Annotated in this window: 18 protein-coding genes and 1 pseudogene; 10 read left to right on the top strand and 9 right to left on the bottom strand. The window is 42.2% G+C overall.

Annotated features, from left to right (window positions below; all coding sequences use genetic code 11):
* From PSI06_RS12605 to PSI06_RS12595, 3 genes are all read right to left on the bottom strand, one after another.
* The gene (locus tag PSI06_RS12605; RefSeq protein WP_024032787.1) at positions 1 to 1,524 is read right to left on the bottom strand and encodes a mannitol dehydrogenase family protein; all 1,524 of its coding nucleotides are present in this window, start codon (positions 1,522 to 1,524) and stop codon (positions 1 to 3) included.
* 36 nt (positions 1,525 to 1,560) lie between these two features.
* Positions 1,561 to 3,282, bottom strand: coding sequence for a purine-cytosine permease family protein (locus tag PSI06_RS12600; protein WP_273603870.1), 1,722 nt, complete (start codon positions 3,280 to 3,282; stop codon positions 1,561 to 1,563).
* Positions 3,283 to 3,664: 382 nt separating this feature from the next.
* On the bottom strand, positions 3,665 to 4,336 hold the full coding sequence (locus PSI06_RS12595; protein WP_273603869.1) for an HAD family hydrolase: 672 nt from the start codon (positions 4,334 to 4,336) through the stop codon (positions 3,665 to 3,667).
* A 373-nt stretch (positions 4,337 to 4,709) separates the two neighbouring features.
* On the opposite strand from PSI06_RS12595, the gene PSI06_RS12590 reads away from it, so the two are divergent.
* From PSI06_RS12590 to PSI06_RS12575, 3 genes and pseudogenes are all read left to right on the top strand, one after another.
* A complete protein-coding gene (locus tag PSI06_RS12590) occupies positions 4,710 to 6,248 on the top strand; it encodes a catalase (protein ID WP_273603868.1) in 1,539 nt (512 codons plus the stop codon).
* 67 nt (positions 6,249 to 6,315) lie between these two features.
* Positions 6,316 to 6,656, top strand: a pseudogene (locus PSI06_RS21490) (ankyrin repeat domain-containing protein).
* 392 nt (positions 6,657 to 7,048) lie between these two features.
* A complete protein-coding gene (locus PSI06_RS12575; protein ID WP_273603865.1) occupies positions 7,049 to 7,915 on the top strand; it encodes an alpha/beta hydrolase family protein in 867 nt (288 codons plus the stop codon).
* 20 nt (positions 7,916 to 7,935) lie between these two features.
* On the opposite strand, the gene yddG is transcribed toward PSI06_RS12575, so the two are convergent.
* Positions 7,936 to 8,856, bottom strand: a complete 921-nt coding sequence (gene yddG, locus PSI06_RS12570; protein WP_273603864.1) for an aromatic amino acid DMT transporter YddG — start codon at positions 8,854 to 8,856, stop codon at positions 7,936 to 7,938.
* Between the two features lie 175 nt (positions 8,857 to 9,031).
* Between yddG and PSI06_RS12565 the strand changes: the two genes are divergently transcribed.
* From PSI06_RS12565 to PSI06_RS12535, 7 genes are all read left to right on the top strand, one after another.
* Positions 9,032 to 9,685, top strand: a complete 654-nt coding sequence (locus PSI06_RS12565) for a TetR/AcrR family transcriptional regulator (protein WP_024032802.1) — start codon at positions 9,032 to 9,034, stop codon at positions 9,683 to 9,685.
* A 3-nt stretch (positions 9,686 to 9,688) separates the two neighbouring features.
* Positions 9,689 to 10,171 (top strand): putative 4-hydroxy-4-methyl-2-oxoglutarate aldolase, encoded by a 483-nt coding sequence (locus PSI06_RS12560; protein WP_273603863.1) that lies wholly within the window; start codon positions 9,689 to 9,691, stop codon positions 10,169 to 10,171.
* Positions 10,172 to 10,517: 346 nt separating this feature from the next.
* The gene (locus tag PSI06_RS12555) at positions 10,518 to 11,726 is read left to right on the top strand and encodes an amidase family protein (RefSeq protein ID WP_273603862.1); all 1,209 of its coding nucleotides are present in this window, start codon (positions 10,518 to 10,520) and stop codon (positions 11,724 to 11,726) included.
* Positions 11,723 to 13,297, top strand: a complete 1,575-nt coding sequence (locus PSI06_RS12550) for a gamma-glutamyltransferase family protein (RefSeq protein WP_273603861.1) — start codon at positions 11,723 to 11,725, stop codon at positions 13,295 to 13,297. The genes PSI06_RS12555 and PSI06_RS12550 overlap by 4 nt, the downstream gene beginning before the upstream one ends.
* On the top strand, positions 13,294 to 14,118 hold the full coding sequence (locus PSI06_RS12545; protein WP_004587085.1) for a sulfite exporter TauE/SafE family protein: 825 nt from the start codon (positions 13,294 to 13,296) through the stop codon (positions 14,116 to 14,118). The genes PSI06_RS12550 and PSI06_RS12545 overlap by 4 nt, the downstream gene beginning before the upstream one ends.
* Before the next feature lie 3 nt (positions 14,119 to 14,121).
* Positions 14,122 to 15,351, top strand: a complete 1,230-nt coding sequence (locus tag PSI06_RS12540; RefSeq protein WP_273603860.1) for a pyridoxal-phosphate-dependent aminotransferase family protein — start codon at positions 14,122 to 14,124, stop codon at positions 15,349 to 15,351.
* 15 nt (positions 15,352 to 15,366) lie between these two features.
* On the top strand, positions 15,367 to 16,653 hold the full coding sequence (locus PSI06_RS12535; RefSeq protein ID WP_273603859.1) for an allantoate amidohydrolase: 1,287 nt from the start codon (positions 15,367 to 15,369) through the stop codon (positions 16,651 to 16,653).
* A gap of 110 nt (positions 16,654 to 16,763) precedes the next feature.
* Here the strand turns inward: PSI06_RS12535 and PSI06_RS12530 are convergent, their stop codons facing one another.
* The 5 genes from PSI06_RS12530 to PSI06_RS12510 form a co-directional block, all read right to left on the bottom strand.
* Positions 16,764 to 17,318, bottom strand: coding sequence for a YrbL family protein (locus PSI06_RS12530; protein WP_273603858.1), 555 nt, complete (start codon positions 17,316 to 17,318; stop codon positions 16,764 to 16,766).
* A gap of 426 nt (positions 17,319 to 17,744) precedes the next feature.
* Complete coding sequence (locus tag PSI06_RS12525; RefSeq protein WP_004587081.1) at positions 17,745 to 18,056, bottom strand: hypothetical protein; 312 nt, start codon at positions 18,054 to 18,056, stop codon at positions 17,745 to 17,747.
* A gap of 268 nt (positions 18,057 to 18,324) precedes the next feature.
* Complete coding sequence (locus PSI06_RS12520; protein WP_273603857.1) at positions 18,325 to 19,863, bottom strand: glucan biosynthesis protein; 1,539 nt, start codon at positions 19,861 to 19,863, stop codon at positions 18,325 to 18,327.
* A gap of 422 nt (positions 19,864 to 20,285) precedes the next feature.
* Positions 20,286 to 21,038 (bottom strand): SDR family NAD(P)-dependent oxidoreductase, encoded by a 753-nt coding sequence (locus PSI06_RS12515; protein ID WP_273603856.1) that lies wholly within the window; start codon positions 21,036 to 21,038, stop codon positions 20,286 to 20,288.
* Positions 21,039 to 21,118: 80 nt separating this feature from the next.
* Positions 21,119 to 21,352, bottom strand: coding sequence for a hypothetical protein (locus PSI06_RS12510; RefSeq protein ID WP_004587078.1), 234 nt, complete (start codon positions 21,350 to 21,352; stop codon positions 21,119 to 21,121).
* Positions 21,353 to 21,487: the final 135 nt, after the last annotated feature.

Below are 21,487 nucleotides of genomic sequence, written 5' to 3'. Positions count from 1 at the left end.
TTAGTTACCTTTAGGCTCAAGCACGTTATTCATAATTGCTTTAATTTTGCTAGCCGGTGCGTATAACGCTTCTACATTGTTTTTGTAGTGAGACGTAAAGGCACTTTGCGTGTTTAAATCGCCAAATAAGCTTGTTAGCGATAAAAATGCAAGGTCATCAGTCGCCGTTTTAGCCGCGGCTTCATGTAACTCGCTTTGCATTGCATCGATTATTTCAAGCTTATTGCCTTGCTCATCTTCGCCTTTATCGCTGTAAAAACACCATGCAGCAATAACCAGGGTCGCAAGTGATACATCACGGCCATGGGCTAGATTTTCGTTAATAGTGGCAATTAAAAACTTAGGTAGCTTTGCTGCGCTTTCTGAACAAATGCGCGATAAGCTGTCTTTAATGTTTGGATTAGCAAAGCGCTCAATTAGCGTGTCTTTGTAGATTTCAAGGTCAATGCCTTCTAATTTCTCTAGGTTAGGCGTTACTTCTCTATCCATAAACGCACGTAAGTACTTTGCAAATAAAGGATCTGATACTGTTTCGTCAATTGTGCCGTAGCCATGTACAGAGCCTAATAAACCCAGTACAGAATGGCCTGCATTTAATAAGCGTATTTTCATGGTCTCAAAAGGTGTTACGTCACTTACAAATTGTGCGCCAACGCTATCCCAATCTGGGCGTCCGCAGCAAAATGAGTCTTCAATGACCCATTGAGTAAACGACTCACAGGTAATTGGCCATTCATCGCTAACACCGTACGCATCAACAACGTAGTCAATATCGCTCTTTTTAGATACTGGCGTAATACGGTCAACCATTGCATTTGGGAAAGTTACGTTAGTAGCAATCCACTCGCTTAGTTCTTTATCTTGCTCGGCCGCAAAGGCAAGTAGCATTTTACGCGTTACATTACCGTTGTGCTGAATGTTATCGCACGACTGTACTGTAAACGCATCAAGGCCTTGTTCTTTACGTAGCTTTAACGCAGCAGTAATGTAGCCAAACGCCGTAATTGGGTCGTTCGGGTTATTAATGTCGTTAATAATGTCTGGGTTTGAGTAATCAAACTCACCCGTTACTGGGTTAAAGTTATAGCCGCCTTCGGTAATGGTTAACGACACAATATGCGTATCGCTGTGCGCAAGCTTATTAATAACCGCTTGTTTGTCCTCTGGAGCAAACAAAAAGTCAATCATAGAGCCAATAACTTTGTTATCTATTTGCCCGTTTGGGTGTCTTACCGTTAGCGTGTAAAGGTAGTCTTGTTGCTTTAAAATATCGCGCAGACCACGGTTACCTTCTAATAAGCCAACACCACAAATACCCCACTGTTCAGCACCTGGCGTTTTTAATAGCTCGTTAATGTACACCGCTTGGTGAGCACGGTGAAAGCCGCCCACACCAATATGAACTATACCCGCTTTAAGCTTACTACGGTCGTAGTTTGGTGTATCTACATGGCTTGGCATATCTGCCAAGCTTTGTTGGTTTAGCCCTTTAACAAGAGCGTCAGTGTGCTGGTGTTGTGTCATGGTGCGGCCTTACTAAAACAATATTAAAAATTTAAATTAAGATGCAGTATTGAGTGCTTTATGGCGCAATAGCGACCAGTAAGCGGTTGCAAAATAAATAATGGTGCAAATAAAACATGCAATTTCAAACTGAGATTTATTTCCTGCGTAAATGCTCATGCTGTCACTAAAAAACATTACTTGGCTGGCAAAGCCAAAAATAATAAGTAACGAAACAGTCGACACGCCATTTAACACTTTGGTTAGCATTGAGTTATCAACAACTGGAGCTTGAACGTTTTCTGCAAGCCCTGCTTGGTACTCTTTAATGTCTTGCAGCTCTTGCTCTTCTGCTGCAATTTCTTTGCTGTAGTCTTCACCTGCGCCGTATTTTTTAGCCAGTAGCGTGTAAATAACAATGGTGAAAATCCAAGTAGGAATAAATAAGTAGTAAAACGACATTACATCAATCGCATTTAAACCAAAGCCAAACACAAGTGCTAATGCCCAAGAGGCAATGGCTGGTACGCTACGTGTAATGTTTTTGTATTTAGCCCAGTAGCGGGTTAAACCAATTTTAGGAAATAAAACATGCTCGGCAAATACAATTCCGCCTACAGGTACTACTAATAAGCCTGCGTAAGTTAAAAGCGGTAACATTTGCGAAAATACAAACGGGAAACACGCAATTATAACGGTTACAACACCGACAATTGCGGTAGTGCGCTCGCGCGATTGGTCAACAAAAATAGATTGTGCTGCAAGGCCTGCACGGTAAAGGTTAGCGTTAGCTGTAGTCCAGCCCGCAATAATTACAATAACAAAGCCTGTCCAGCCTAATGCGTGGTAAGCAACGTCACCTGGGTCAAGTGATGAAATAGTTGTTTTAAGTAATACCGCAACACCTGCGCCCATAATACCAGCCGAGATCCATGCCAAGTAATGGCCAAAAAACATACCTACGCCTGAAAACAAACCGTAGCTTTTGCGTTTAGCAAATCTAAAAATTGCCATATCAATTAAGCCAAAGTGGGTAATAGAGTTTGCAGCCCATGCAAAACCAATAACCTCTAATAAGCCAATACCTTTTTCGCCATCAGCGGTGGTACCGGTCCAAATAGAAGAATCCCCTATCGCCATAAAGTCATCAACCCCTGTTAGCGTGGTCACTCCTAATACATGATTAGAAAGCTCAGGGAACAATGCAAACGAGCCCGCTATAAAAATAACAAATAACCATGGCGCACAAATTTTAGAAAAATCAGCAACGGTTGAAAAACCATACATAGCCACAAGTACAACAATAGAGCCAACCGATAAAACAATGGCCACAAATGCTAAGCTGTTAGGGTACCAATCGAGTTGCGCGGGTATATCAAACAAAAACCGCACTGCGGTTGCCGATACCGTGATCATGGCGGCGGATATCACACTAAATATGACCACGTTTGCCCAATTATAGAGCTTGGTCATTGAGTTACCCGCAATTTTATTTAGGTAGTTGTATAAACTTAAGCGCGTTTCTACCGCAATTGGAGAGGTAATTAACCACCACGAACACATAGCTAATAGGTTACCAATTAATAAACCTAATAGAATGTCGATGGTCGATGCGCCTAATGCAACAAAGGTTGCACCAATAACAAACTCGGTTGCAGCAACGTGTTCACCAGCGTATAAACCGGCAAAGTGCTTCCAACCATGAAGCTTATGATTAGCAACGGGCAATTGCTCTTCGTTAACATCGTTAAATGTTTGTGTGTGTGGACTTGATGCCATGGTATTTTCCTATTGTTTTAAGCACAGCCCTAACTAACCTGAACTCTGGATAATAAATCTATCTCAAGCAGCTATTTCCAGCGCTAACTACGTTAAATTTACTTGCAATAGGCTAGCTATTGACGCGTAATTTCGCCTTGTTTTCACTGTAAATCTCTGGCTAGAGAAAATAAACATAGATATCACTTTTGATTTAATATGTTAGTAAATCTCTTAACCAAAGTTCAGGTTAACTATTAATTTAAAAAAGTGTTTTTTATTTAAATTAATTGTGAGTAAATCACCGTGCCTTTTTATAATGCTACTACTATAACTATTTAATAATTAATGCATTTTTACGTTAAGCTTTGTCAGTGTAATAAAGCTCAACGTTGATATTCTATTACTGTGTTTGTAATGTTGGGTACTGCTTATAAAAGTCATCCCAATGCGTTAAATGCGCTACCTCTGGGTAAGCTTGGTGAACAAAGTTCACTGCATCTTGCATATGCCCCCCCCCGCTGTAATGCAAAACCTGCATATTGGCGGCAAGTGCGGCGCACACGCCGGCTTTTGAATCTTCAATCACTAAACAATTTTGTGGCTTTACGCCCATTTGCTCAGCGGCATGTAAAAATAAATCGGGTGCGGGCTTACCATTTTTTACCTCACTTGAGGTAAATACCTTATTAAAGTGCTGCGATAAATTAACCACATTAAGCGCTTTAGCGGTGCGTTTAGGGCTACTGCTTGTTGCAATGCAACAAGGTACAGATAATTTCTCTAGCACATGTTTAATGCCGTTAGTTGGCATTAATGCAGTTTCGAACTCGTTTAATAGTGCTTCTCGGTAATCGGCTTCAAAGCTCTCAGCTAAGGTCACGTTAAAGGTATCGAATAAGTTTTGGGTGACTGTTTTAAAATTACAGCCCAAAAAATATTGTTGTACATAGGCTCGGTCAATATTAACGCCAATCTCTGCAAGCATGTTTATTAACACTTGCGCGCTTAATATTTCGCTATCTATAACAACGCCATCACAATCAAAAATAACTAATTCTATTTTAGTATTCATATTGCCCCTTTTTATGCACCTAGTTTGGTGCAACCTTAACTTGAGCATAAGCCCAGCAAGTGAGCATATTCTCTTTATTGTTATAATAAGTCAACATCTTGTTAGTGAAAAACGCACCACAGTGGTGAATATTTATTCATTAAATATGAAATTGTCTGTATTTTCATTGATTTCAAAATTGCAATTACGACTAAGGTCGAACATTACAAAACCGCTATTTAAAAAATAGAAGGCAGCACGCAAACAGTAATCTAAATTTGTGATTAATCCAATCTAAACAATCAATTTTGCCGAACCCACTTTTGTTAATACACTCGTTAACAGTTAAACAGCCAGCAACACTGCCGGCACTTTTATACAGATGAGGTCGACAATGAATACTCAAAAAAACACGATTAATAATAAATCTACGTTAACGCTAAGCGCATTAGCTTTAGCAATGGCATTACCTGCAAGTGCCGCAACTACCCTTACTAAAGACAACGGCGCAGCTGTTGGCGACAACCAAAACTCTATTACCGCAGGTGAGCGCGGAAGTGTATTACTTGAAGACGTACACCTAATTCAAAAGCTACAACGTTTTGCACGTGAGCGTATTCCTGAGCGTGTAGTGCATGCGCGTGGTACAGGTGCACACGGTGTGTTTGTAGCGTCTAAAGAATTAGATGACTTAACAATTGCTGCACCGTTTGCAGAAGCGGGTAAAGAAACTGACGTATTTGTACGTTTTTCATCAGTAATTCACTCAAAAGGTAGCCCAGAAACACTACGTGACCCACGTGGTTTTGCTACTAAGTTTTACACCGACCAAGGTAACTGGGATTTAGTAGGTAACAACTTACCGGTATTCTTTATTCGTGATGCGATTAAATTTCCAGACATGGTTCACTCGTTAAAGCCGTCACCGGTAGATAACATTCAAGATCCTAACCGCTTTTTTGACTTTTTCTCATACGAGCCAGGTTCTACTCACATGTTAACGTGGGTATACAGCGACTACGGTACACCAGCAAGCCTACGTAAAATGGACGGCTGGGGCGTACATGCTTACAAAATGATTAATAAGTCTGGCGATGTTAAATACGTTAAGTTTCATTGGGTAAGCCAACAAGGTATAGACAACCTTGATGCTAAAGAAGTAAACGAAGTGCAAGGTAAAGACTTCCAACACTTAACACGCGACCTATACAGCGAGATTGGTAAAGGCAACTTCCCTAAGTGGGATCTATACATTAAAACCCTTGATCCGTCGCAGTTAGATGACTTTGACTACAACCCATTAGATGCAACAAAAATGTGGTTAGACGTTAAAGAAACTAAAGTAGGCACCATGACCCTAAACCGTATGCCAACTAACTTCTTCCAATCTACAGAACAAGTTGCAATGGCACCGGCAAATGTAATTCCGGGTATTGAGCCATCTGAAGACAGACTTTTACAAGGGCGTGTTTTCTCTTACGCCGATACGCAAATGTACCGCTTAGGTGCTAACCACCAACAATTGCCAATTAACCGTGCAAAAGTTGAAGTGGTTAACTACAACCAAGACGGCGCAATGAACTACGGTAATACAACAAGTAACGTGAACTACCAACCAAGTCACGAAAACGTTGCAAAAAACCCAATTGCACGCAGAAGTAACACAGAGCTAAAAGGCTACGTACAACAAGCAGCAATTAAAAAGCAGCAAAACTTTGCTCAAGCGGGTGTACTTTACCGCAGCTTTAGCAAGCAAGAGCGCACTAACTTAGTTAACAACTTAGCCGGCGATTTAGGCAAAGTGAAAGACAGCAAAGTTATGCACAAAATGCTTAGCCACTTCTACAAAGCAGATAGCGAATACGGTACACGCTTAACTAACGCTGTAAACGGCGACATGAAACAAGTTAAGCAACTAGCCGCTAAGCTTTAATGTTTTACCCAACCTGTAAGTTATTGAGGAAAGCCTAGCTTTCCTCTTTTTTAAAAAGGTAAACAGTATGCGTAAATTACTTATTATATTTACTTTAGTGATGAGCTTTTCAGGCTTTGCCAATGAGCCACAAAGCCCTGTAACGGAACAAAGCACCGCCCAGTCGCAATACGACAGCTTACTTGCTTATTACTTTGCAGCCGCACGCACCGACGACACCGCGGTAACACAGCCCTAATGGCCGCCATATTTAGAGGCGAATTTAGTATAGCTAAAACACTTGTAGGCCTTGATTGCGACAACGCACATCAAAACAAAGCCGGTCAAACAGCCGAGCAATTTGCACAAAAATTTGGCCAACAAAAAGTGCTCGATTTATTAGCACAGGTAAACAGTAAATCTAATTAATCAACTTTTAATATACCCATTTGCCCGTTATTGTTAGTGACAATAAGGCTACATTAGCAGCCAATAACCAGGCTTTAGCAAAATAAGTAGTACCCTTTAGTTATTTAAACCTTCCTCTCGCCCCATTTCATCTGGGGCGTGGTTTAATACCAACGCCAATAAATAGCTGATCTATTTTACTTGCTAAAACAACCCGTTTCTTTGTTGTAATTTTCGTTAAGGGAGCAACCATTTACAGCAATTTACGCCTAAACAGAATTGTTTATTCGGAATAAAATTTAAAACACATACTTAATGGGGTTGATATAAACAACGCACTCCCCTCTTGCCGAAACTGGTCTAACCAGATATTATTTTTACCTGTGTACTTTATATGGGAAATAATAATTCTAATGACCGCACCACACTTTGAGCACACCACTATTACCTGTAATAACAGGCAAACCCTAAGCGCCCGTGTATTTACACCCACCAGCGCTATTAAAGGTGCGGTGATGATTGCCCCTGCAACCGGTATAAAGCAGCAGTTTTATGCAAACTTTGCTACTTACTTACAGCAACATGGCTTTGGCGTTATTACTTTTGATAACAGTGGCATTGGCCAATCGCTTAAACGCAGCATTAAAAAAAGCAAAGCCAGTTTACAAAGTTGGGGTGAGCAAGACATGCCTGCGGTGCTTGAGCATTTGCAAAGGCTATTTCCTAATACGCAGTATCATTTAGTGGGTCATAGCGCCGGCGGGCAATTAGTGGGGCTAATGCATAACGCCAACGAGCTAAGCTCCGCGTTTAATTTTGCTTGCTCGTCGGGTAAATTAACTAATATGAGCTTAGCGTATCAGGTTAAAGCACACTTTTTTATGAATGGGGTTATACCCTTTAGTAATGCCTTGTTTGGTCATACTAAATCGCAGTGGTTTGGCATGGGCGAGCCCCTACCTAAAGGCGTAGCTAAACAATGGCGAAAATGGTGTAACGCCCAAGGGTATGTGCAATCAGCATTTGGTGATACCGTATTCCAACACTGTTACAACACGCTTTCTATGCCCTCAATATGGGTTAATGCTACCGATGACGATATTGCTAACAATGCAAATGTAGCCGATATGCTCTCGGTTTTTCCTAAGTTAAAAGCACAAACCCTAACCTTAAACCCTCACGACTATGGTTTGAAGGAAATTGGTCATATGAAATTTTTTAGCAAAAAATCTGACGGATTATGGCCACTTGCGCTTAACTGGCTAAACAAACACAGTTAAAAAAGGATGCGTTTACACCGTTAATTTACGGCGTTAATTTGCTTTTTAACTGGTTTCTCACGCGTTACGAAATAGCACACGAGTGAGCCGCCAGTTACCATTATTACTCCTTGCCAAAACGAGGCACTAAGCGTAATTGATAAATAAAACGCCGAAATAATCGCCGAAAAAACCGGCGTAAAATACGAAAGCGTACCAAGCAACATTAAGTTACCGCCAATAATAGCTTGGTTCCAAAGAGCATACCCGCTGCCAACAACCACACCAGCTAACACAAGCGTTACGGTCGCGTGCAGTGTAAAGGTCATTTTTGACTCGTCACTTAATCCATACAACACCCATAAGCTTAGTGCCGTGGCGATAAAAAACAGCACAATGGCATTTTGCCCATTGCTATTTTTTTGAGTAATTACACAGTAAACAGACCAAATAAAAGGTGCTACAAACGCCAACAAGTAAGCCGTTGGGTTACTGGCAAAATTACCCATAATACTGTTAAGAGATAACCCGCTATCGCCACCAACGCACCAAGCCACACCAAAAAAAGCGAGCAGCATACCGGGGTAAATCCAAACACTTACTTTACTACGGTTAACTATAATACTGAGCAAAATGGTAAGTGTGGGCCATAAATAATTTATAACTGCCATTTGTACCGCTTGGTGGCGATTATTAGCAAGCCCTACAAACAGCGCTAAACACACCTCGTAAAGTGCAAATAAAGCAGTGCCCCAAATAATATAACGCTTATTAAACCCAGCAAACTTGGGCCGTCCCATTACCAAAATTAAAAACAGCGCGCTTACACTGTACATAAGTGCCGCCCCACCTATGGGGCCAAATAACTCCGAAACATCCCTGAGCAAAGCCACTAAACAACTCCATAATAAAATAGCGGCAATGCCATAGAGCGTGTATTTATGATTAGAAAAAAAGTCCATTAACTACCTAAAAGTACTACTTATGTTTGACGTTACGCTAACAGTAATTAATGGGTTAAACAATTGTTGCTCATCATTTATTGTTATAAAGATGTTTTTGGCCTGCACTTAAGTGTTTGACCTTTTGGTCAGTAAAGTTACAATCATTCAACACGTTAAAAACAGCATCGCCATAATGAGCACACAAACAAAGCCAAATAAAAAAGAACTCACCCGAGTAAAAAACCAAACATTAATACTCGATGCCGCCGAGCAGTTGTTTTCTCAGCTTGGTTACGATGGCACCAGTATGAGTATGGTTGCCAAAGAAGCAGGCGTTCCTAAGGCCAATATTTTATATTATTTTAAAAGCAAAGACGGCCTATACGAAAACGTAATAGACCGCATTATCGCGCACTGGAACTTAGGCTTAGATAACGTAACCCCTGAGGACGACCCTGCACATGTGTTGTATCACTATATTAAAAGCAAAGTAATACTTGCCGTAAACCAGCCGCTGCAATCACGTTTATTTGCCAGTGAAATACTGCGCGGCGCTCCTTATTTGCAAAACTACTTTAGAACCAACACACGCCCGTGGGTAAAACAAAAGGTAGACGTGTTTCAGGCCTGGATAGATGCAAACAAAATGGATAATGTTGACCCTTACCATTTATTATTTACCATTTGGTCAACTACGCAGTACTACGCCGACTTTCAGGCCGAAGTGCTACTGGTAATGAACAAGTTAGAATACGACGAAACCGATGTGGCACAAATAACGCAATCAACTGCCCACATAATTTTAAAAGGTATTGGTTTAAAAATACCTGAGCACAGTGAGGCTTAACCCATGGATAATTTTACCACCCCAGACTTATTTGACGATCACCGCAATAGCGTACAAGTTGCCGACAGCGGCCTGCGCCACTTTGGTAAAAAAACCACGTTTAGTGGCCAAGCAGTTACCGTTATCTGCCCAGACGATAACTCGTTTGCCGCCGACATACTGCATGAAAACGGCAAGGGTAAAGTACTGGTTATTGATGGTTTTGCTAGCAAACGCTTTGCTTTTATAGGCGATATTATGGCGGAGCGCGCGTTAAAAAACGGCTGGGAAGGCGTGATTATTAACGGCTGTTGCCGCGACATTGAAATACTTGCCACTATGGATTTACCGGTTATGGCACTTGGCTCAACCCCGCGCAGTACATTAAAGCGTGGCTTTGGAGATAAAAATCAAACAGTGACCATGCTTAGTGCCACAATTAACCCTACCGATTGGCTATACGCCGATGTAAATGGCTTAATTATTAGCCCTAACGCATTACTATAAACGCCACACTTGCAACCAAGTTGGTGCAATCACGCACCAACTTGGTGTGTTTTCACCTCTAAATTACGCCTTCTTTAATACTTATATTTTTATAAATATCTGCTAAATCCCATACTAACCAAACAAAACCTGACCGAACGGACAACTTTGTTGCATTTGGCATTGCTTTTGCTTAGCTTTTAGGCAATATAATAGCTAACCGATTAAAAAGCGGATCAGGCTCTGTAAAATAAAAATAAGATGTTACGCAGTGGGCTGAAAAATAATAATAACTAATTCGTCTTTTTAATCACCCTAAATCTGATTATAACCAGTTGGTCAGATTTACTTTATAACGAGTGGTGATATGAGTACCAAAACAGATAATAATTTTACCGGTATTTTTTGTGACCATGGCCCTAACGCATGGCAAACACAAACCCACGGCACACTTGTAAATAAGCGCCTTGCGGTAAAAGATGTATTTGCTGTTAAAGGCGAGCGCAACGGCGCAGGTAACCCAAGCTGGTTTAAAGCAGCAAAACCTGCACAGCAAACAGCAAGTGCCGTAAACAAACTAATGAATGAAGGCTGTAGCTTTACAGGCTTTACCCATACCGATGAGCTGGCCTACAGCTTAGAGGGCAATAACATTCACTATGGTGCAGCACAAAACCCAAAACTTAAAGGCCATGCAAGTGGCGGCTCAAGTATGGGCTCGGCTGCAGCTGTGGCGGCTAACCTAGCCGATATTGGCTTAGGTACTGATACTGGTGGCTCTATAAGGATACCGGCAAGTTATTGTGGCTTATTTGGTATAAGGCCAAGCCATAACGTAATTGAAAAAGATGGCCTAATACCGCTAGCGCCCCCATTTGATACCATTGGCTGGCTTACGCAAAATGCAGAGCTGCTAAGCGATGTAGGCAATGTACTGTTACCAAATCAAGCTATTAATAACGTTGATACTTTAGTTATTTGCGAGCCATTATTTGAGCTGGTTGACCCTGTTTTACAAGCCCCACTTAAACAATTGCTTGAAAAAACCAAACCTTACTTTAAACACCATAAAGAATTTGAACTGCCTAACAGCAGCTTATTAAACGAACTGGCTGACAGCTTTAGAATACTGCAAGGGCGAGCAATCGCAAAAACGCATAAAGATTGGCTTCAATTGCCAGGGCTACTTCCCCAGTTTGCTCCGGCAATTGCGGCACGTTTTAACATGGCGCTTGCCCTAACCGCCCAAGAAGAGCAAGAAGCACTAAATGTACAAACCCAGTGGCAAACACTAATCGCTAAAAACCTAAACACAAACAGCTGTTTATTTTTGCCAACCACACCCACAACTGCACCTAAATTGGGCGCCGACACAAGCGCCTTACGCATGCAAATAATTACCTTATCGGCCATTGCGGGCTTGAGCCGCTCGGCGCAAGTACACTTACCATTGGCTAATTTAGAAAATGGCTACCCGTATGGGTTTTCATTAATGATGAGCCACGGCAACGATAAAAGCCTACTTGCCTGCGTACAACAATTAGCTGCCCATTTTAAACAGGACACACTTGCATGAGCACACACAACATTGCCTTTACTGCCCCGCATTTTGCAGCAACCGAGGCAGGCACCTTAATACTAAAACAAGGCGGTACAGCCACCGAAGCCATGGTAGCGGCAGCGGCTGCTATTAGCGTGGTATATCCGCATATGAACTCAATTGGCGGCGACAGTTTTTGGCTTATTGATAACCCAAACCAAAGTATACCCACTGCCATTGATGCCTGCGGGCGCGCACCAAACGATATAAGCGCCTATAGCAATGAGCCACACATACCAGAGCGCGGCGGTTTAAGCGCGCTTACTCAGGCTGCAACATTACGCGGCTGGCAAAAAGCCCTTGCGGTAGATGAGCACGCTGCTCTTTCGCTAAGTACTATTTTAGCCCCAGCCATAAAGCTCGCGCGCGAAGGCTTTACAGTGTCTAAAAGCTTGCAAGCAGGCTGCGAAAAGCTTGCCACCGCTTCAAACACTAACGCAGCCTTTAAAGAACTTTACATACCTAATGGTAAACCGTTGCAAGCGGGCCAACATTTTAAAAACCCAAAACTTGCCAGTATCTTTGAGCACTTAGCCGAGCATGGCTTAAACGCCTTTTACCAAGGCCCTTTAGCAGAGTCGTTTGCAAACGATTTAGCTGCCGCAGGCAGTGCAATTACACGCGCTGATATTGCCAATACGCAGGCCGATTTAGTAACGCCGCTCAGTGCTAATTTATCGGGCATACAGTGTTATAACTTACCCGCCCCCACGCAAGGCGTGCATTCTCTGCAAATAATTGGCGCTGTTAATACACTAAAACATTTAGCCAAAACAGAGGCCGATTGGATGCACTTGATTGTTGAGGCAACCAAACAAAGCTTTACGCACCGCCCTACACTTTGGGCAGACCCAGACGCGCTTGGCGATGATTATAAAAACGCATTAACTGATGAGCGCTTAAATGCGCTTGCCAGCAATATAAATATGAGCCAAGCCAAGCAATGGCCATTTAATGCAGAGCCAGGCGATACCGTTTGGATGGCAGCACGTGATAAAAACGGCCAACTAGTGAGCTTTATTCAAAGTGTTTACTGGGAATTTGGTAGCGGCATTTTGATGAGCGAAGGCGGCTTTGTATGGAATAACCGCGGTTTAAGTTTTAGTTTAAATAGCAACGATGCCAATGCCTTAAAAGCGCATAAAAAACCGGCTCATACACTCAACCCTGCTTTAGCAAAATTTGACGATGGTAGGCGCCTTGCCTACGGCACCATGGGCGGCGAAGGCCAACCACAAACACAAGCTGCTGTATTTAGTGGGTACGCATGGCGTAATAAATCAATTACCCAAGCAGTAAGCGATCCGCGTTGGTTATTAGGGCGCACCTGGGGCGATACAAGCACAAATTTAAAGGTAGAGCAAAGCTTAGTAATTCAAGTTAAACATGAATTAAATCAACGTGACCACGACTGGGTGAGCGTTGATAATAACAATGAAATGATGGGTCATGCAGGTGCCATTTTAGATACGCCTACCAGCCTTGAAGCAGCCACCGATCCTCGTTCAGATGGTCGCGCAACAGTAACTACAGCAGGAACACAATGACAGAAATAATAAATCAATGGCCGATTATAGCGGCCTTAATAGCAACCGGTATTTTTGCAGGTATTTTAGCAGGCCTATTTGGTGTAGGCGGCGGCATAGTAATTGTGCCTGTGCTGTACTTTTTACTGCAAGGCTTTGGCGTAAGCCCTGAGTCGGCCATGATGATAGCCACAGCGACATCGCTTGCCACTATAGTGCCTACTTCTATTTCGTCGATTCGCTCGCACCATGCCAAGGGCAATATCGACCTTGCTTTAATTAAATACTGGGCCCCGTTTATTTTGGTAATGGCCGTGATATGTAGCTACTTAGCTCATTCTATACGCGGTAATGCATTGGTACTTATGTTTGCCTGTATTGCCATTTTAGTAAGTTTAAACATGTTATTTAGAGCCGGCGCGCCTGCCCTAGTTAGTAAATTACCTGGTAAATTTGGCCAAGGCATTATGGCAAGTATTGTCGGTGGTTTATCGGTAATGATTGGCATAGGTGGCGGCACTATTGGCGTACCCATGCTAAACGCGTTTAACGTACGTGCTCATGTTGCCGTTGGCACCGCTGCTGTATTTGGCTTATTAATTGCGCTACCGGGCGTTATTACTTTATTAAGTATTGGTACTACACCCACCGATGCGCCGCTTGGCACGTGGGGCCTTGTAAACCTACCTGCTTTTATACTTATTATTCCGCTTACTATTTTGTTTGCCCCTATTGGCGTAAAAATTGGTAGCAAGCTAGATCAAAAACAATTAAAACGCGCCTTTGCCGTTGTATTAATGATAACGGGCATTCGTATGCTTATTCAGACTCTGGGAGCCTAAAACATGTTTAGCGACACGCAAATTCAAACTTTAAATCCGCCACAGCGATTACTCATGGGCCCAGGCCCAATAAACGCAGATCCACGCGTGCTACGTGCTATGTCGGCGCAGCTAATTGGCCAATACGACCCAGTAATGACCGGTTTTATGAACGAAACCATGGCCCGCTATCGCGAAATTTTTAAAACCAAAAACGAATGGACCATGTTAGTTGATGGCACATCACGCGCAGGCATAGAAGCCGTTTTATGCTCTATTTTACGCCCAGGCGATAAAGTACTGGTGCCCATTATGGGCCGCTTTGGCCACTTGCTTGCTGAAGTAGCCGAGCGCGTAGGCGCAAAAGTACACACCATAGAAGTCCCGTGGGGCGAGGTATTTACCCCCGAACAAATAGAAAAAGCCATTGTTGATGTAAAACCCCATGTACTTGCTATGGTACAGGGCGATACCTCTACAACCATGAACCAACCCCTTGAACACATTGGCGATATTTGCCAAAAGCACGACGTATTATTTTACTGCGATGCCACCGCATCAATTGTAGGTAACGATTTACCCGCAGATGAGTGGAAACTCGACGCGCTTTCGGTTGGTTTGCAAAAATGTTTAGGTGGCCCATCTGGCTCAGCCCCTTTAACACTGAGCGATAAATGCGCCGATTGGATCCAAAAACGCAAAAAAGTAGAAGCGGGTATTCGTACCGCGCAGCATACCGACGGCACCGAGCCATTTGTACGCTCAAACTACTTTGATTTAGGCATGATCATGAATTACTGGGGCGAAGAGCGCCTTAACCACCACACCGAAGCCACCAGCATGCTGTATTGCGCATCAGAATGTGCTCGCATTGTTATTGAAGAAGGCGTAGATAACTGCGTTGCCCGCCACAAGTTACACGGCGATGCCATGCTAACGGGTATTCAAGCGCTGGGCTTAAACGTATTTGGCGACTTAAACCATAAAATGAACAACGTAGTGGGTGTTTATATACCCGAGGGCATAAATGCTGACCACTTACGCGGACAAATGCTAACCGACTTTGGTATTGAAATTGGCACCTCGTTTGGGCCGCTGCATGGCAAAATTTGGCGTATTGGCACCATGGGTTACAACGCCCGTAAAGATGCCGTATTACAAACATTGGCAAGCCTAGATGCCTGCTTACACGCCAACGGCTATAAAGGCCCTAAAGGCGAAGCCGCTATTGCCGCCCTAGCCCATTATAAATAGAAAAAAGGATTTAGCATGACGATTGCAAGCCCCCTCCATGAGCCATTATTAAACAGTGAGCTGGCTAATAAATTTGCCGCGCGCGCGTTATTGCGCTGTAAAACGCTCAGTGGCCTATCGCAAATGCAAGGTGGCATTCACCGTGTGTATTTATCTAAAGAGCACAAAGAGTGTAACCGTGTCACTGCTGAATGGATGGCTGAGGCGGGCATGCAATCGTGGCAAGACGAAGTTGGCAATTTATGGGGGCGCTTAGCATCATCTAACCCAAACGCTAAACGATTAATTATTGGCTCACACCTAGACACCGTACCAAACGCCGGTGCATTTGATGGTATTTTAGGGGTGTTACTGGGTATTGAAATAGCCGCCCTTGCACACACGCTTAAGCTTGATTTACCATTTCATTTAGATGTAGTGGGCTTTTGTGATGAAGAAGGCACTCGCTTTGCCACCACGTTAATTGGCTCAAAAGCACTGGCGAACGAGTTTGACCCCCAGTGGTTAAATATACAAGATACAAACGGCATTAGTATGCGCCAAGCCATGCTTGATTTTGGCCTAACCCCTGATGATTACGCTAAAGCCGCCCTTAACAAAAACGAATTACTCGGTTATTGGGAAACCCACATAGAGCAAGGCCCAGTGCTTGAATCGGTAAACCAGGCGCTAGGCGTAGTAACCGCTATTGCTGGCGCCAAACGCGCTATGATCACCCTAACAGGCCAAAGCGGCCATGCAGGCACTACACCAATGAACTTACGCCAAGATTCGTTAGTTGGCTGCGCCGAGCTTACCCTTGCCATAGAGCAGCTAGCAAAAAACGCGAGTAATGGTGAAGTCGCCACCGTAGGGCAAATTCATGCTCGCCCAGGCGCTACAAATGTTATTGCCGGTAAAACGACTATAAGCCTAGATGCACGCGCACAAAATGATGCCGACCTAGCAGTATTACTTAATGCAATACATACCCGCACCGATCAAATTGCAACATCGCGTAATTTAACGCTTGATTGGCAATGGACACATGCGGCCGACGCCGTAGCGTGCGACACTCAAATTCAACAATTGTTTAGCAGTGCCTGTAAATTGAATAACCAAGCCTCGCCTACACTTGCCTCTGGCGCTGGGCACGATGCCATGGCTATTGCCCCTATTTGCCCTGTGGGCATGCTATTTATACGCAGCCCTGGCGGGATAAGCCATCACCCCGCAGAAGCTGTTATTGATGAAGATGTAACAAAAGCCCTTAGCGTAATGTACAGCGCACTCATGCTGTATGTAAAAGAGTTAGAAAAGTAACTAACGGTTATTAAGCGCAGGGTAGGCTATGTGTTGTTAGCTTAGCCCTGCGTATTAAACGGGGCTGTGGTTATTAATTAAAGCCAGTATTTAAAGTCGGAGTTTAAAACTTAATTAAGGCTTAAGCCAAGCTCATTTAAACTCGCTTCAAAGCGCTGCCATTTTCTATTTATTTTACGCTTAGCCGATGAGCTCACGTAATTACTAATAGGAAAAAACTCAGTATTACCAATATCATCAACAACAACAACACACCGCTCAATGGTGCCGTTATTATTAACACACGCTATGTTGCGTGGTTTTATTTCTTTGGTGATCACTAAATTGTGTAATAAATAATCTTTTAAATTTAATAGTGGCTCGGCTAAGGCTTCACTATTTGGCTGATTTAAATAATGTTCCAACGTTTTAGCCGGCTGATTATTTGCATCAATTACTAGGTCAAACACGTACCCTGTGCCAATATTGGTGTGTACCGTACCGTGGTATCGCGCTAACAACTGCCACTGAATATTTCGGTTACTAAGTCGCTTATAATAAGCCAGCTCTTGATCTTGCTCCTGCGAAAACCCTTCATGGCTTACTTTTATACATAAATTATGTGCCTCAAGGTGCCTGTAACACGTTCTATGCGCCCCTTTACCTACAATTAAATCGTCGTTCAATGATATCAAACCAATTTTCGTCCTAACGTAAATTTACAAATACCAATTCGCTTAATTAAGTAACCTATTTTGAGGATTGGTATAAAACGAGGTAAATAACACGCCTTAAAATTGCACGCTTAGTATTTACATCTATTAATGCAGCTTTTATTACTATGTCAGTAATAAAGTAGGTACATTCGTTAAATAAGCCGGCCATTTTAACTATAAATTAGGGTTTATCAAGGTAAATTAGCTACAGTTTGGATGTATTAAAGGCTAAGGTAGATTTGCTTTTGTATTATTATTAAAACGAATATCAGGCTATTGAGATAAGGAAGAAGAACAAAAAATTTAGATTTGTTCGCGGTAGTTAACCTAGTCTTACAAATAAATATTTAGATAGTAGAAGCCCCGTCTTTACTATCTAAATACGCCGGTATATAGCTAAACCGACTTTGTATATTTGTATTCGCATGATACAACAGCTGCACATAAGCCACTAAAAGCTAAAATACAAACTGCAGAAACTGCACCCCAAATTGACATTATCATCACAGGTAAACCGGCATTTGGTGCAGACATAACTATTCCATTCCCTAAATCTTTAGGTGCGCCAAGGTTAGAAAAAACACCAAATAAACCAATGCAAATAGCTATAAAAAACAGTATATAACTCAAAAACCCAAGCACTCTAGAAGCGATAAGCAGGCCCTTAAGGTTTTCTGTTTTAATTGTTGAGTATGGGTAAAGTTTCATATATATCCTTAATTTAATTACTTTTATTATTTTTCCTGATCGAATGTTTATTATTCACACAAGCAAACATAAAAACAAGTAGGAGCAACTTAAATTAGCTAAATTCACCAAGTAGTTAGCCAAGCATATTAAATTTATAACTAAGCATTAGATGTATACTGAAATAAGAGAATTGCTTTAGCTAACCTTCGCTAAAAACATTTATTTTGCAGTTATTCGGGTGGCTACATAAAACTAATTATAGGGCCACCCGTTTTAATTTTTATAGTTACTCAACCGTTACCTTTGCATCACTTACCCATGTTTCGGTTATCGCCTCTTCGTTTTTATCAACCAAATACGCGCGTATGCTTACGGGGTCGTTATTGCTCTGTTTGTAGTCAAATGCTAATCGCCATTGGTTGGTCCCCACTATTGGGTAAGCACCAATTGGCTCAAGTATTTCGCCGTTACTGGCTTCAACAATAGGCTTTATGCCACTTTTTCTATCTAGGCCTTTAAATACTGGGCCTTCAAAATCAATCACCATTTTGTTTACGCCCTCAGGAATAGGCTGGCCAGGAATTCCGCCCTGTCCTTGGCGAGTATTAACAACACTTGCTAGGTTTTTTGATTTTGGATCGAGTGGACGCCACTCAATATCATAAGAAAAGGTAAACTCATCGCCTTTACGTACCTCTTTTTCAGGCACCCAATAGGCAACAATGTTATCAAACGTTTCATCTTTAGTTGGGATTTCGATTAGCTGCACAGCGCCTCTCCCCCAATCGCCCGTAGGCTTTATCCACGCTGATGAACGCTTATTGTAAAACACGCCGTCGTCTTGGTAGTTATTAAAGTCACGGTCTCTTTGGATTAAGCCAAAGCCTTTAGGGTTTTCATCAATAAAGCTATTGGTCGACACCGACTGCGGATTATTTAACGGTCGCCAAATATACTGGCCCGACCCAGTATGAATAGCTAAGCCATCGCTGTCGTGAATTTCTGGGCGCCAGTCTTTCGCTACCGTTTTATCTTTTTCTGAGTACCAGTACATGCTGGTTAGCGGCGCTATACCTAAGCGCTCTACATCGGCGCGCATATACAAATTAGCACTTACAGAAGTAACATGCCCTTTGGCCTCTTTGTTATCTTTACTTAAACCAAACCGATAAGCACCTGTAACAGAGGGCCCCTCAAGCAATGCCCACACAGACATGCTCTCACCTTTATTTTCTGCAGGGCCTAACCAAAATGCCGAAAAGCGTGGAAATTCTTCTGGCTCACTCATACCGGTATTAATTGCAATACCACGAGCCGACAACCCATATTGCCCCTGAGGGCCATCAGTTCTAAAATAAGACGCCCCCAAAAACGATATCCAATCTGGTTTTATATCGGGGCGCATAATTCTAAAGCCTGCAAACCCAAACCCTTCTGGCAGGTCGTGGGCAGGGCTATCGTCAGGCATATCAAAAAGCGCATTATTAAAAGGCAGTTCTTTAACGTTGTTTTTATCATCTCTGATGAAAATACTTACCGGCTCAGGAAAATATCGCCCAGGGTAAAATAATTGCACCGGTGCCTTTTCGCCATTTGGGTAGAGGGTTTCATCTTCTTTAAAGCGTATTTTCCAGTGTTCGTCATAGGTAATTTTATCAATAAGCTCAGGTGCTGGCACTTCGACAGGCGTATAAGGCTTTTTGGCAGAGGCTTTTGCCATTGCTTTTAAATCTTCAAAAGTAAACTTAGCACTTGCTTGTGCTTGCGCCGTGTGTAACGACACTGAGGAGGCAATAATAGCGGCAATAAATAACTTTAACTTCATAAAAAGTATCTCTAATAAAGGGAGTCTAAAAATAAGCGCCCAGTACGAACGCCTAACTTAAAATGCTTGTAAAGATATTACACACCGCAATATGAACTCGCGTTTACTAAAATAACGTTATTTGGCGAAGCTTTTATGCTTAGCTGTGTTTAGGGGAGATTGTATTTGAATAGTTGCGTTTGAATAGCTGTATTAAATAAATGCGGCTGATATAGCTTTTACTTAGTTAAAGCCAGATAGCGCTTTAAAATCGAAATGCTGAACAATGCGTCACTGCTACGCTTAGTATAAATACCTGATTAATGGAGGCTTCTCAACAAAAACTGAGAAGTCGAGTAACATATTCAATCCTTTTTTAACTTATAACACCCACTTAAAAGTGTAATGCGTGAGGAATTGCCATTACATTGGTTTGCTATGTATTAAAGGCCACCACATAAGTCTAAAAAATTCCCTGTCGAAAACGATGACTTTGCTGATGAAAGCCAATAAATAGCTTCGGCCACCTCCCCAGGTTCACCTCCACGCTTAAGAGGAATAAGCTCCTTTAACCTTTCTACTCTTTCAGGTTCACCACCATCAGCGTGCATTTGCGTATTAATTAGCCCAGGACGCACACAATTAACTCTAATTCCTTCACAGGCAACCTCTAGTGATAAACCTTTAGTGAGTGTATCTATAGCCCCTTTTGAGGCAGCATAATCAATATATTCATTCGGTGAACCTGAACGAGATGCCCCCGATGAAACGTTTACAATAACACCACCGTTTCCGCCATGGCGTGTAGACATACGCTTTATGGCCTCTCGACAGCACAAGAAGTAACTAGTCACGTTGTTTGCTAAAATAGTATTAATTCTTTCAGCTGTTAAATCCTCCAAACGCGACTGCTTACGTAAAATACCAGCGTTATTAACAAGTACTGATAAAGGACCTAGCTCGGCATCAATTTTTTTAAACAGCCTTAGCACATCATTCTCAACCGAAACATCTGCTTGGACTGTAATACAACGATTACCCGCAGCCCTAATATCGCTTGCGACAGCTTCGGCCGAAGCTAGATTAGACTTGTAATTGATACAAACGGCATACCCTTTTGATGCAAATAATTTAGATGTAGCAGCACCAATACCTCGACCTCCGCCCGTTATTAAAACCACTTTTGTGTTATTCATAAGTCATCCTTAAATAATGATGATGGAGGAATATAAAATGCTTTGCTAAACAGTAAGTAGTTGGCATAAATTAGCTATACTTAGCAAGAAGCTGCATTTTGTGCACAAGTTTTCTTTATCCCTAACTCTTCGTGAAAATTCATTGCGACATTAAAAGTCAGTACAAAAATAATAAAACCTAACAACCAGAAATTAAGCTCTTTTAATTTAAACCTTCCACGCCAAAACGCTGTTACAAAAATGAAAAAATATCTTATAGTGAAAAGAAACGTGATAAAGAGAAACACAAAAATAATAATTCCAGCTTTACTCATAAGTCTCCATGTAGTGGCATAGTTAATTTGGCCACCCATTAAGAAAGAAATGTTATGCTAATAAGCATACAAATTTGGGTGAAAAAATGACGAAATTAAAACGCGCAACGTATTCTGCGGCAATCAAGTTAGAAA

The sequence above is a fragment of the Pseudoalteromonas sp. GABNS16E genome, assembly GCF_028598715.1.
In the GTDB taxonomy this organism is placed as follows: Bacteria; Pseudomonadota; Gammaproteobacteria; order Enterobacterales; family Alteromonadaceae; genus Pseudoalteromonas; species Pseudoalteromonas atlantica.
The sequence above is the reverse complement of the archived record's forward strand: the minus strand, read 5'-3'. Positions and strand labels throughout refer to the sequence as shown.